At 67.1% G+C, this 12,644-nt stretch carries 13 protein-coding genes; 3 read left to right on the top strand and 10 right to left on the bottom strand.

What is annotated here, in order from left to right; genetic code table 11:
• The first annotated feature begins 208 nt into the window (after window positions 1–208).
• Window positions 209–871 (top strand): transcriptional repressor LexA, encoded by a 663-nt coding sequence (lexA, locus tag DAT35_RS00495; RefSeq protein ID WP_108064887.1) that lies wholly within the window; start codon window positions 209–211, stop codon window positions 869–871.
• Window positions 872–1,061: 190 nt separating this feature from the next.
• Here lexA and DAT35_RS00490 read toward each other — a convergent pair whose 3' ends face one another.
• The 5 genes from DAT35_RS00490 to eno form a co-directional block, all read right to left on the bottom strand.
• The gene (locus tag DAT35_RS00490; protein ID WP_108064886.1) at window positions 1,062–2,198 is read right to left on the bottom strand and encodes a lipopolysaccharide assembly protein LapB; all 1,137 of its coding nucleotides are present in this window, start codon (window positions 2,196–2,198) and stop codon (window positions 1,062–1,064) included.
• Window positions 2,199–2,215: 17 nt separating this feature from the next.
• Entirely contained in the window at window positions 2,216–3,250 is a 1,035-nt protein-coding gene (locus DAT35_RS00485) for a hypothetical protein (protein WP_108064885.1), read from the bottom strand.
• Between the two features lie 112 nt (window positions 3,251–3,362).
• The gene (locus tag DAT35_RS00480) at window positions 3,363–4,265 is read right to left on the bottom strand and encodes a peptidoglycan DD-metalloendopeptidase family protein (protein WP_369945064.1); all 903 of its coding nucleotides are present in this window, start codon (window positions 4,263–4,265) and stop codon (window positions 3,363–3,365) included.
• Between the two features lie 8 nt (window positions 4,266–4,273).
• On the bottom strand, window positions 4,274–5,086 hold the full coding sequence (gene surE, locus DAT35_RS00475) for a 5'/3'-nucleotidase SurE (protein ID WP_369945007.1): 813 nt from the start codon (window positions 5,084–5,086) through the stop codon (window positions 4,274–4,276).
• Window positions 5,086–6,384, bottom strand: a complete 1,299-nt coding sequence (gene eno / locus DAT35_RS00470; RefSeq protein ID WP_108064883.1) for a phosphopyruvate hydratase — start codon at window positions 6,382–6,384, stop codon at window positions 5,086–5,088. Before eno ends, surE begins: the two co-directional genes overlap by 1 nt.
• A gap of 96 nt (window positions 6,385–6,480) precedes the next feature.
• Between eno and DAT35_RS00465 the strand changes: the two genes are divergently transcribed.
• Window positions 6,481–7,545 (top strand): ADP-ribosylglycohydrolase family protein, encoded by a 1,065-nt coding sequence (locus tag DAT35_RS00465; RefSeq protein ID WP_108064882.1) that lies wholly within the window; start codon window positions 6,481–6,483, stop codon window positions 7,543–7,545.
• 95 nt (window positions 7,546–7,640) lie between these two features.
• On the opposite strand, the gene DAT35_RS00460 is transcribed toward DAT35_RS00465, so the two are convergent.
• The 4 genes from DAT35_RS00460 to DAT35_RS00445 all read right to left on the bottom strand — a co-directional run bounded on the left by DAT35_RS00460 (window position 7,641) and on the right by DAT35_RS00445 (window position 10,068).
• Complete coding sequence (locus DAT35_RS00460) at window positions 7,641–7,820, bottom strand: hypothetical protein (RefSeq protein WP_108064881.1); 180 nt, start codon at window positions 7,818–7,820, stop codon at window positions 7,641–7,643.
• Between the two features lie 387 nt (window positions 7,821–8,207).
• Entirely contained in the window at window positions 8,208–8,633 is a 426-nt protein-coding gene (locus tag DAT35_RS00455) for a type II toxin-antitoxin system RatA family toxin (RefSeq protein ID WP_108064880.1), read from the bottom strand.
• Window positions 8,634–8,660: 27 nt separating this feature from the next.
• Window positions 8,661–9,626, bottom strand: a complete 966-nt coding sequence (gene glpX / locus DAT35_RS00450; RefSeq protein WP_108064879.1) for a class II fructose-bisphosphatase — start codon at window positions 9,624–9,626, stop codon at window positions 8,661–8,663.
• A gap of 40 nt (window positions 9,627–9,666) precedes the next feature.
• The gene (locus tag DAT35_RS00445) at window positions 9,667–10,068 is read right to left on the bottom strand and encodes a thioesterase family protein (protein WP_108064878.1); all 402 of its coding nucleotides are present in this window, start codon (window positions 10,066–10,068) and stop codon (window positions 9,667–9,669) included.
• Between the two features lie 95 nt (window positions 10,069–10,163).
• On the opposite strand from DAT35_RS00445, the gene DAT35_RS00440 reads away from it, so the two are divergent.
• Window positions 10,164–11,789 (top strand): alkaline phosphatase family protein, encoded by a 1,626-nt coding sequence (locus tag DAT35_RS00440; RefSeq protein ID WP_108064877.1) that lies wholly within the window; start codon window positions 10,164–10,166, stop codon window positions 11,787–11,789.
• 9 nt (window positions 11,790–11,798) lie between these two features.
• Here DAT35_RS00440 and nadC read toward each other — a convergent pair whose 3' ends face one another.
• On the bottom strand, window positions 11,799–12,641 hold the full coding sequence (gene nadC, locus DAT35_RS00435) for a carboxylating nicotinate-nucleotide diphosphorylase (protein ID WP_108064876.1): 843 nt from the start codon (window positions 12,639–12,641) through the stop codon (window positions 11,799–11,801).
• Between the last annotated feature and the right edge of the window lie 3 nt (window positions 12,642–12,644).

Here is a 12,644-nt window from a genome sequence, read left to right as displayed (position 1 = left end):
AGGAGGGTGTGTCGGGGCTCGGACAAGGTGTCCGGAAGTCTACGCGCAGACGACGAGGGACCCCAGACCCTGTTCGGAACCCGAGGACCCACACGGATTGTGCGTGCTCAGCCTTGAACGAATTGACTCTATACGTATGTTCAGGGAGCATGACGGTACTGAAAGCCTGTTGCGCCGGTGGACAGCCCACCAGGCGAGGGAGCGAGGCATGGAAGAGCTGACCGAACGCCAGCGGGAAATCCTGGCCTTCATCGTCAAGGAGACGGAGTCGCGGGGCTTCCCACCGACCATCCGGGAGATTGGCGAGGAGATGGATATCCGCTCGACCAACGGGGTGAACGATCACCTCAAGGCACTTGAGCGCAAGGGGTACCTCAACCGGGGCGAGCAGCAGAGCCGCTCCCTGGTGCCGACCAAGCGGGCTCGGCTGCTGCTGGGCCTGGGCGTGAAGAAGGAATCGGGGATGGTGGAGGTTCCGCTGCTGGGCAAGGTGGCGGCGGGCGCTCCCCTGCTCGCGCAGGAGAACGTGGAGGACTCGGTCCGGATCGACAGCTTCCTGCTGGGCGGTCAGGGGCGCGAGGTCTTCGCACTGCGTGTGAAGGGCAACTCGATGATCGAAGATGGCATCTTCGACGGGGACTACCTCTTCGTCCGCAAGACTCCGCAGGCCCAGGCCGGGGACATCGTGGTGGCGCTCATCGAGGACGAGGCCACGGTGAAGCGGTACTACCCCGAGGGGGAGCGCATCCGCTTCCAGCCCGCCAACTCCACCATGCAGCCCATCTTCGTGAGCAAGGCGGAGTTCCGCTCGACGATGATTCTGGGCCAGGTGGTGGGTGTGTACCGCAAGCTGCCAGGTGGAAAGAGCTGACCCCAATCCACTGCGCATCGATGCGCAGTGGATTGCCCCCCATCTGTTTCACTGCGCATCGATGCGCAGTGAATTACCCCCCGCCTGTTTCACTGCGCATCGATGCGCAGTGGATTGCTCCAGACGGCCACACCGCACCATTTCGCCTAGAGCGCACAAATTCGCCAGGGCGGGGTGCGTTCAAGCGGGCTCAAGGGCACTTCTTGAGCTTCACCCCGCTGCTGGCGATCCGCTCACACACCGTGCGCACGGTGGCCTCGTCCTTCAGCTCCCGCGCGAGCGCCGCGGTGCGCAGCTGCAGTGACAGCTCCTTCGACTGGTCCGGCTCGGCGCTGAGGTTGATGAGGATGCGCAAGGCGTCCGGCTTGCGCCCGAACGTGGAGAGCAGATCGGCCAGTTCGGTGAGCTCATGCACGTCGGAGCCGGAGACGGTCTCGAGGGCGTGTCCCAGCTCCTCCTCGGCGGCCTGACGTTCGTTGCGCCCGAAGTGGATGCGAGCCATGGCCACGTGGACGATGGAGCGGTCCTTGATGCGCAGGGACTCGCGGTAGGCCGCGAGGGCATCCGCCGGTTTGTCCAACTTCGTGTAGATCTCCCCGACGAGCTCCCAGAGCGTGGGGTCCTTGGGAGAGTTGCCGGCGGCCTCGCGGTAGGACGTGGCAGCGGGAACAAGCTGACCGGCACGCACCTGCTCGTCGCCGAGCGCTGTGAGCAACTCGGGGGTCCGCACGCCCTTGCCTGTCCAGTCTCCCAGGAGCAGGAGCGCGTCCGCATGGCGTCCGTCACCCGTGAGCACATCGACGGCACGCAGGACGAGAGGGGACTTGCTGGCGTCCGGACAGGCCTCGGCGGCGAGGACGAAGTGCTTCACGGCGGCGTCCTTCTCACCCCGCTTGACGTGAATCTCCGCGAGCTGCTCGAGCGCGTTGAAGTCCTTGGGATTGAGGGCGAGGGCCTTGCGCAAGGCACTCTGGGCCTCATCGAGCCGGCCGAGCTGGGCATGGATGAAGCCCAACCGGCTCCAGTTGGTGGAGCGCTTGGAATCGCGCTTGAGGGCGAGGTCGAATTGGGCCGCGGCATCGTTGAGGCGGCCCATGGACAGATAGACCTCTCCGATGGCCGCGGGCAGGCGGGGGTCATCCGGAGAGAGTTCCTTCATGGTGTTGTAGGAGGCCAGGGCCTCATCGAATTTGCCCGCGAGGTACTCGGTGTTGCCCTTGAGGTAGTACCCCTCTGCCTGCTCCTTGGGGCCAGGCATCGAAGAGCGATCCTCGCAACCAGCGGCGAGGAGGACGAGCAGGGGCAGGACACGCCAGCGCGAGTGCATGTGCGAAAGCTCCGGGCTCAAAAGTGCCAGGCAATGCCGAGGTTGAGGTCGAGGTTGAGACCACTGCCCAAGCCCCCATCGGTGAGACCGAGCATGGCCTGGGCAATGTTGGTGGAGGCCTCGAGTTGCACGCCGAGGTGACCGGCGATGAGGTACTCGAAGCCGATGAAGCCGATGACCGTGGGAAGCGGGCCGGTCTGCCGGAAGATGCCGTATTCGCCGAAGGACAACTGCACGCCGAGGCCCAGTCCCCAGTAGGGGCGAGCGGAGCCTTCGGCATTGTGGTAGTGGCGCAGGCCGAGCACGCTGGGCAGGACGCTGAGGCCGCCTTTTCGCCCCTCCTCCGTGGAGGTGACGTAGGTGAAGCCCACCTGCCCGAAGACGACCCACTCTGGATGGAAGTGGAAGCCGATCTCCACGTCGCCGCCAGGGTTGAACGAGGAGATATTGGAGATGAGGCTGTTGTTGAACCGCAAGCCGACAAGGAACGACCCTACCCCGGGGACGCGCGGAGACCCGGAGCGGGCGCTCGAGACAGCGCGCTTAGAGGGATCCGGAATAAGCGCGGCGAGGAGTTGATCCGCGATCGCCACGGCAGCGCGAGGCAGGGCATCTTCGGCGGCCACCTCGATGCGAGGACGGCCCAGGGCCCGTCCGCTCTCGGCATCCACGAGGTTGGTGGTGAGCAGGTAGCGCGAGCCGAAGCCATCGAGCCGACCGGTGATGATGTAGCGTGCCTTGGAGGAGCCGGGGGTACCGGGAGCCGCCTGGTCGCAGGAGCCGTCCGAACAGGCTCCAGCGACGCGCACGGCCTCATGATCCGAAGCGGTGGACACCGCGAGACGGGGAGACTCGGCGAGCCGGCTCACGATGAGCGCCGTCACACCTGGGGCCTGGTTCTGCGCCTCCTCGTTGGAGTCCAGGGGCAGGAGGGTAATGACCAGAACCGGCTCAGGAGCCTCCGCCGAGGGTGTCGAGGCCTTGGGTGCCTCGGAGGCCCGGGCAACCGGGACGAGCAGGAGGGTGAGGAGTAGCGGCAGAAGACGGCTCACGGGGCCAACACTCTAGTACCAGACGGCCGACCGTGGGGTGTGGAGCGAAGCCACGAGGCGTACACCTGCTCGCATGGCTCGCCACCAGGCGCCCTCTGTGGGGACCCGGGACTCACGAGGACGGCAACGGGCCCAGATAGTCGAGCGGGTCCACGGGCTTGCCATCGACACGCACCTCGAAGTGGAGCTGCGGACCGCTCGTCTTGCCGGATTCACCCACGGTGGCAATCACCTGGCCGCGCCGCACCTTCTGGCCGGTACGCACACGCAGGTCTCGATTGTGCGCGTAGAGCGTGATGAGCCGCTCCGAGTGCTGGATGATGATGATGAGGCCGTAGCCGCGCTGCTCGCCCGCGTACAGCACTTCCCCTTCCTGCGCGGTCTTCACCGGAGTCCCCACCGGCACGGCGAGGTCGATACCGTCATGGGGTTCGCGCCCCTTCTTTCCGAAGCGGGCGTAGAGCACGCCGCGCAGGGGCCAATCCAGCATCCCCTTCGTCTCCGGCACGGGCCGAGAAGGCGCTGGCGGGGTCACGGGCCGAGGCACCGGGCGTGACGGAACCGAGACGACGGCCGGGGGCCGGGAGGAGCCCGGAGTCTTGGGCGGGGGAGGTTTTGTGCCCGGGACCGGCCGTTCCTTCTCCGATTCCGGCGAGAGAGAGGATTCGGTGGCCATGGGCACCGGCTGCTCGAATCCGGGGATGAGCAACTCCTGCCCCACGGAGAGGGTACGCGGGTCATCGATGCCGTTGGCTTCGGACAGCTCTTCAACGGTGATGCCGTAGGTGCGGGCGATCCGGTACATCGTCTCGCCTGGAGCCACCTTGTGCCGGACGGAGACGAGCTCCGGCTCCGGGTGGGGCTCGCGCAACTCTCCGAGCTCCACGGGGGGCACTTCGGAGGCCGGAGCCAGAGCGGAAGGGGGAGCGGACTTCGGCACCAGCGCGCAGCCGGTGGTGCCGAGAAGCGCGAGCAGCACGAACAACGCTGGCCGCGCCTGGCTGGCTCCCGCCACCGCCAACCTCAGTCGCCTCCCCTGCCCACATCGAAACGTGGGAAGCCCTCGAGGTTCCAGCCCATCAGCGCCGTCATGGCGGGGACGTCGGTGAGCTCGAAGTTGAGCGGCGTCACCGAGATGCGGCGCTCCAGATGCACGGTGTTGCAGTCGCTGCCGGGGATGTCCTGGTGCTCGTAGGAGCTACCGCCAATCCAGTAGTACTTGCGGCCGCGCGGATCCTCCTTCTCCACCACGTCGTAGCCATAGGAGTGCCGGCCCAGCCGGGTGACAGCGTAGCCCGTGGGCTCGCCCCTGGGCACGTTGACGCTGAGCAGCATCCGCGGCGGAAGCCGCGGCTGGGCGAGCGCCGCCGATACCAGCGACCGGGCGAAGCGCGAGGCATGCTGGAAGTCGAACGGCGCGCGCGACACCAGGCTGAACGCAATCGACGGGATGCCCAGCAGCGCTGCCTCGCGGGCAGCCGCCACCGTTCCCGAATAGTTGACGTCGTCGGCCAGGTTGGCCCCGTGGTTGATGCCGGACACCATGATGCGTGGGCGATCATCCTTCATGAGGTGGTGGATCGCCAGATACGAGCTGTCCGCCGGGGTGCCGTCCACGGCGAACCAGCGCTCACGCACCTCGGTGATGCGCAGGGGGCGGTGCAGCGAGAGGGCGTGCGAGGCCGCGCTCTGCTCGCGGTCCGGAGCCACCACCCACACCTCCCCCAAAGGGCTCACTGCGTCCACCAGGGCACGCAGTCCCTCGGAGAAGTAGCCGTCGTCGTTGGATACCAGGATGCGGGGTTTCTTGTCGGCCACGTCTCCCTCGTTTCTCATTACTTCGCCTGCAGGAGGCCCTTGATCGCCTTCTTGCCGCCGTAGCGCGCGGCGGAACCCAGTTCCTCCTCGATGCGCAGCAGCTGATTGTACTTGGCGATGCGATCCGAACGCGAGGCCGAGCCCGTCTTGATCTGCCCGCAGTCGAGCGCCACGGCCAGATCCGCGATGGTGGTGTCCTCGGTCTCGCCCGAGCGGTGGCTCATCACCGAGGTGTAGCCGGCCTTGTGGGCCATGCGCACCGCCTCGAACGTCTCCGTGAGGCTGCCGATCTGGTTCACCTTCACCAGGATGGAGTTGGCCACGCCACTCTCGATGCCGCGACCCAGACGCTCCACGTTGGTGACGAAGAGGTCATCACCCACGAGCTGGAGCTTGTTCCCGAGCGCGTCGGTGAGGCGCTTCCAGCCCTCCCAATCGTCCTCGGCCATGCCGTCCTCGATGGAGACGATGGGGTAGCGCGACACGAGCTGCTGGTAGTAGTCCAGCATGCCGGCCGAATCGAACTCCTTGCCCTCGCCCTTGAGGCGGTACTTCTTCGTGCCCTTGTCGAAGAACTCGCTGGCGGCCACGTCCAGCGCGAGGAAGATCTGCTCCCCGGCCTTGTAGCCCGCCGCGGAGACGGCCTCCATGATGAGCTTGAGGGCCTCCTCGTTGGCCGGCAGGTCCGGGGCGTAGCCGCCCTCGTCGCCCACACCGGTGGCCAGCTTGCGGCCCTTGAGGATCTTCTTCAGCGCATGGAAGATCTCCGCGCCCCAGCGCAGGCCCTCAGAGAACGAGGGAGCGCCCGCGGGCACCACCATGAACTCCTGCACGTCCACGCGGGTATCGGCGTGGGCACCACCGTTGAGGATGTTCATCAGCGGCACCGGCAGGGTACGCGCCTGCGCGCCGCCCACGTAGCGGTAGAGGGGCAGGCCGAAGGCATCCGCCGCCGCGCGCGCCGTGGCCATGGAGACAGCGAGGATGGCATTGGCGCCCAGCTTGCTCTTGGTGGGCGTGCCATCCATCTCGATCATCTGCATGTCCACGGCGTACTGGTCCGTCGCGTCCATGCCCACGAGCTCAGGGGCAATCGTCTCCATGATGTTGGTGACGGCCTTGCGCACGCCCTTGCCCAGGTAGCGGTTCTTGTCCCCATCCCGCAGCTCGAGCGCCTCGTGCTCACCGGTGGACGCACCGGATGGCACCGCCGCACGGCCCTTGGCCCCGCCAGCGAGGAACACCTCGGCCTCCACGGTGGGGTTGCCGCGAGAGTCGAGCACTTCACGCGCTACGATTTGAGCGATCTCTGTCATAGGCGCGCGGTTCTAGAAGACCCCTCCGGCCCTCGCAAGCTTGCTCGACAGTGGGACTGCTACACTGTCGACCCCCGAATCCACACCCACCCCTCCATGCCACCGCGCCGCCCCGTCCCCCCTACCCCTGAACTGACCCCTCACCTGCGCGGCCGAGGCGCGCTCCTGGGGCTCTCCGTGGGGGATGCGCTCGGAGTCCCCTTGAAGGCAAGGCCCCTGGTCGCCCCCCCCTTCCCCCAGCTCGCGGACGGGCCCCACCGGAAGCTCAAGGGCGGAGGCCCCTTCGAACTAAGACGGGGCCAGGTAGGCGAGAGCGGGCAGATGGCGAGCTGCCTGGGCGTGGGCCTGCGCGAACTGGGGACGTACGACGCGGATGACATGCTGCGGCGCTACCTCGCCTGGCAGGGGCACGCCGTCGGCATGAGCGAGCACACCCAGGAGGTGCTGACCGAAATGCTCGAGTCCGGCCTCCCCAAGGCGACGGCCGGGCGGCGCGTGTGGATGCGCGGACAGAGGCGCGCGGCCGGTAACGGCAGTCTCGCGCGCACGGCCCCCATCGGCGTCTTCTTCCACGAGGACCCCCAGGCACAGGTGCAGGCCTCGCTCGCGGACTCCGCGCTCACCCACTTCGACCCACGCTGCCAGCTGGCGTGCGCCACCCTCAACAGCACCATCGCGCACGCCCTCAACGGGGGTGATTCGTTGCGAAAGGAGGACCTCCTCACGGCTGCGATGAGCGGGTTGACCGTGGCCAGCGCCACCCTGGGCCGCTCGGCCGCCGACTTCGTCCAGGAGGTCTCAGCCGCCGCCGTCTTCCTCAAGGAAGACCTGGCCGCGGCACGGCAGGACGACCCGATGCTCTACTGGCCGGACCTGCACATGCACCGGAAGCAGGACCATGTGCGGGTGGCCTTCCGGTTGGCCTTCTGGGAACTGCTGCACGCCCCCACCTTCGAGGCCGGGCTGGTGGACGTCATCAACCGGGGCGGGGACGCGGATGTGAACGGGGCCGTCACCGGAGCGCTCCTGGGCGCATTCCACGGTGAGGACGCCATTCCGTCCGAATGGCGGCAGGGGGTGCTGGACTCACCAGGCCCGAGCGCGGGGCTGCTCTGGAGCCGTTACCACCCCCGGCACCTGCTGCTACTGGCACCGGAATGAGGCGCTACTACCTGGCTCGGAAAGCACGAGGCCCGCATGGAGCCGTCCCCTGAAGGGGACGTCCACGGCGGGCCTCAAGGACAGGGAGCGTCCGCTCAGCCGAGCATGTCGATGACGATGACTCCGCGCTGCGGCTTCTCGTCATCTTCGGTGTCCGACCGGCGCCGGGGGCGCTCCTCAGGCATCGGCAGCGGAATCTCCAGTGCGGGGCGCTCCCGCTCTTCCCGGTTCCGCTCCCGGCGCTTGATTTCTTCGATGATGAAGGCGTCGAGCATGGGTTCGGTTTCTCCCTCAGCCTACGTACCCCGATGTACGCCCGCCATCCCGCTCCTGGTTTCCTGCCACCCCATCGGCTTCTGAGTCCATCAGATGCAAAGTAAGGGCCCTGGTTCCTTTCTGAGTACGTGCCAGCAACCTCGCATGCTCGCCCGTCTACCACCCGACAACCAAACCTGGCGGAAATGTCCAGAAGACGAAGTGGTCTCAAAACCCCGGACGCCAAGAACGTTGACTGGATTCTAATCGAGCCAGCGTTCCCCGCAAGCCGTCCAACTCGTAGGAGTCCGCAGTACATCCGGAGTGACGGCTCTGTCAGGACCTTGCCCGGTCTCCCGCCTGCCCCCCGGTCGTACCGGGGGTGCATGCCGCGGAGCGTCGAGGAGCTAGGGGCTCTCGGCGCGGCGCTTGAAGGCCTCCAACATCTTGGGCAGGGACTGGTCCACCAGCCCGTTGATGATGGCCTTGGGGACCAGCGGGCCCAGGGCCATCTCCACGGTGTAGGTGGCCTTGGTGCGGTTGTCGCCCTCGGGCTCGAGCACCCAGCTGCCCTTGTTGTCCTTCATCACCTCGCCCTCGACGAAGGACCATGACATCCGCTTGGGCCGCTCCTCCCTGACGAGGATGGTGTAGCGGATCGTCTTCACCACGTTGACCTCGTAGTGGACCTTGACCTCGTTGCCCTTGCGGTCCGAGGTCCAGACCTTCTTCACCTCGGGGAGGAAATCCCCGTAGCGGTCGTAGTTGATGATGATGTCGAAGACCTTGTCCGGGGGGGCGTTGATGACGATGGAGCGAGTGGCGCCAGCCATGGTGCGTATCTCCGCGGTGGGGGATTTCTAGAAGTTGTAACCCGGCTTCTGGTCGAAACGGTGCCGGGATTGGACAAAACGCACCGTGCCGGTCTTGCTGCGCATCACCACCGAGTGCGTCTCGCAGCCACTGCCGAAGAAGCGCACGCCCCGCAGGAAGTCTCCCGTGGTGACGCCGGTGGCGGCGAACATCACCTCGCCGCCGGCCAGTTCCTCGGCCGTGTAGATCTTCGAGATGTCGGAGATGCCCATGCGGTGGGCGCGCGCGATCTCGTCGTTGTTGCGGGGCACCAGCCGGCCCTGCATGTCACCGCCCACCGAGCGGATGGCCGCGGCGGCAATGACGCCCTCGGGGGCGCCGCCAATGCCCATCAGCACATCCACGCCCGTGTCCTCGAAGCAGGTGGCGATGCCGCCGGCCACGTCACCGTCCTCGATGAGACGGATGCGCGCTCCCGCGGCCCGCACCTCCTTGATGAGGTCCGTGTGCCGCTCACGGTCGAGGATGATCACCGTCAGGTCCGCCACATAGACCTTCATCTTCTCCGCGATGGCGTGGAGGTTCTCGGTGGGGGTACGGCGCAGGTCGATGGCGCCCTTGGCGCGCGGACCCACGGCGATCTTCTCCATGTAGGTGTCCGGCGCGTTGAGCAGCCTGCCCTTACCCGCCATGGCCACCACGGAGATGCCTCCCGGGCGGCCGTAGGCACACAGGTTGGTGCCCTCGAGGGGATCCAACGCGATGTCCACTTCCGGATCCTCCGGATTGCGGCGGCCCACCTTCTCGCCGATGTAGAGCATGGGGGCCTCGTCGCGCTCGCCCTCGCCGATGACCACCGTGCCGTTGATCTGCAGCGCATCGAACGCCTTGCGCATGGCGTCCACGGCGACCTGATCCGACTCGTTCTTGTTGCCGCGGCCCATGAGCCGGGCGGAGGCGATGGCCGCCATCTCAGTGACGCGCACGGCCTCCATTGCCAGGTTGCGATCCATTATCGGTATCTCCTTGGAAAGGAACTGAAGAAGTGAAAACTCAGGGCGCCTCGTGCAACAGGCGCACGACCGCGTCCGGCAGGCGGGTGAGCTTCCCGTCGCGGCCCACACAGGCATGGACGGTGCGCCCTGTACACAGGAGCGTGTCCGGGCTCCCCTCACGGAAGATTTCGTAGGTGAAGGTCAGCGTCACCCGTTTCACCTCGCTCACCTGCGTGCGCACGAGCAGCACGTCCTCATACCGAGCGGGCGACTTGTAGGAGGCGGTTGCCTCCACCACGGGCAGCATGAGTCCCTCGCGCTCCAGCTCGCGGTAGCTGCCGCCACGCGAGCGGAAATACTCGCTGCGGGCGAACTCGAAGTAGCGGAAATAATTGGCGTAATACACGACCCCCATCTGGTCCGTGTCGCCGTAGATCACTCGAAGTCGTGCCTCGACCATGGGCGCGGCGACCGTAACAGGGCAATGTCCGACCGGAAAGCATTGGTGCTAGAGAGTTGGTTGCTTCTGAGCACGAGGCGTGGAGGATCCAGGCCATGTTCCGCCGCCTCCGCGCCCTCCCCCTCCTCGTGCTGGTTACCGCCCTGCCCGCCCTGGCAAAGCCGCCCCGGCTGACGCTCTTCATCACCGTGGACGCGCTGGGCTCGGATCTGCTGCTGCGCAACCGGCCGCGACTCAAAGGAGGGCTGCGGCAACTCATCGACTCGAGTGCCTTCTACCCATACGCGCGGTATGGCTACGCCAAGCCACGCACCGCACCGGGCCATGCCACGCTGGCCACCGGCGCCAATCCCTGGCGCCACGGCATCGTCGACAACCGGATCATCGACCGGGCCACGGGCAAGCCAGAGCGCGTCTTCCCGGACCCGACGCACCCGGTGCTAGAGGCGCCCCTCTCCAACGAGGACGTGAGCCCGGCCAACCTCATGGCGGAGACGGTGGCCGACAAGCTGCGGCTGACCACGCAGGAGCAGGGCAAGGCCATCGCGCTGTCGGGCAAGGCGCGCTCGGCCATTCCGCTGGCCGGCAGGCTCGGACAGGCCTACTGGTTCGATGAGACGGTGGGGAAGTTCGTCACGGGCACCTGGTACACCAAGGAGTTGCCCGGCTGGTTGAAGTCCTTCAACGCGGCCAATCCGCCGGAGGCGTGGTTCGGCAAGGCATGGGAGCCATTGCTGCCACGCACCGAGTACGTGGGCGAGGATGACCGGGCGTACGAGGGCGAGTACTACGGGCTGGGGCGCACCTTCCCGCATCCGCTCACCGGAGGCCTCCCCTCCCCCGGCCCCCAGGCGTACACCGCCTTCGCCATCTCCCCGCTGTCGATGGACCTGGTGGTGAAGGCCGCCAGGGCCGCCATCGAAGGCGAGAGCCTGGGCAAGGACGAAGTGCCGGACATGCTCGCGGTGAGCTTCAGCGCCACGGACCGCGTCTTCCACCAGTACGGCCCCAACTCGTGGGAGATGCAGGACACGCTGTACCGGCTGGACAAGGCGGTAGGCGACCTGGTGGCCCTGGCCGAGCGCGCGGCGGGGGGACGAGCCAACCTCCTCGTGGTGCTCTCGGCGGACCACGGCGGCGCGGCAGTGCCCGAGCACTGGGCCGCCGAGGGAATGGATGCGCAGCGGGTGGACCCGACGGCCCTCTCCAAGGGACTGACCGAGGCGCTGCGAGCGCAGTTCGGCGGGGACATCCTCGCCACCGTCGAGGAGTTGGACGTCTATCTGGGAGGCAAGTCGCTGGAGGGCGGCAAGGTGGACGGGGCGGCGGTGCGACGGGCCGCGGCAGCCTGGCTGTTGAAGCAGCCGGCCATCACCCTGGCGGTGGCGCGTGACGACCTGTACACGATGCCGGACGTGGCGGGGATGGTGATGCCCTTGCGGCGCGGCTACTTCCCAGGGCGCAGCGGCGACGTGCTCTTCGTGGTGAAGCCCTTCCACGTCATCAGCGCCGATCCCGCTGGCACCAACCACGGCACCCCGTACGCGTACGACCAACTGGTGCCCTTCATCCTGGCGGGCAAGGGGGTGAAGCCAGGAACGTACACTCAGGAGATCAGCACCACGGACGTGGCGCCGACCGTGGCGGCGGCGCTGGAGATGAACCTCCCCGCGTCCGCCGAGGGAGAGCCTCGCTATGAGGCCCTCGGCTCCAGCCGCTGAGCAGCCGGGCTACCGCGCCTGGACGATCTCCAGGGACAAATCCATGGCGCGCGCCGAGTGCGTGAGCGCCCCCATGGACACGAAGTCCACGCCGAGCTTCGCCAGGCGTGGCAGGCGCTCCAGGGTGATTCCACCGGAGACCTCGAGCGGGATGCGGCCAGCGGTCAGCTCCACCGCGCGGCGGATCTGCTCGTCGTCCATGTTGTCGAGCATCACCACGTCCGCCCCCTCCTCGAGCGCCTCGGCGAGCTGATCGAGATTTGTGACCTCGATCTCGATCTTCACCAACTGGGGCGCGTTGGCGCGGGCCCGGCGGAGCGCCTCACGGACGGAGCCACCCACGGCCGCGATGTGGTTGTCCTTGATGAGGACACCATCGAAGAGGCCGAAACGGTGGTTGAAGGCGCCACCGGCCTTCACGGCCTGTTTGGACAGCGAGCGCATTCCGGGTGAGGTCTTCCGCGTATCGAGAATTCGCAGCTTCGTGCCGCGCACCGCGGCCATGACCTGCTGCGCCATGGTGGCCATGCCCGAGGTGCGCTGGACGATGTTGAGCGCAGTGCGCTCGGCGGTGAGGAGAGCCCGCATGCGGCCGTGCACCCGAGCCACCAGCGCCTTGGGCTGGATCTCCTGCCCATCGCGCGCGAGGAGCTCGACCTTGGAGGCCGGATCCACGCGCTCGAAGACACGGGCGAAGGCGTCCAGCCCGGCGAGCACGAGCCGCTCCTTGGCGAGCAGCTCGGCGGAGCCCTGAGCGTCCACGGGGACAAGGGCATCGGTGGTGATGTCACCCGCCGCCCCGAGATCTTCCTCGAGGGCAAGCGAGATGAGGCGATCCAGAAAGGCATCCATTCG

Origin of the sequence: Vitiosangium sp. GDMCC 1.1324 (assembly GCF_003044305.1) — a bacterium.
In the GTDB taxonomy this organism is placed as follows: domain Bacteria; phylum Myxococcota; class Myxococcia; order Myxococcales; family Myxococcaceae; genus Archangium.
This window is presented reverse-complemented; position numbering and strand designations above follow the sequence as displayed.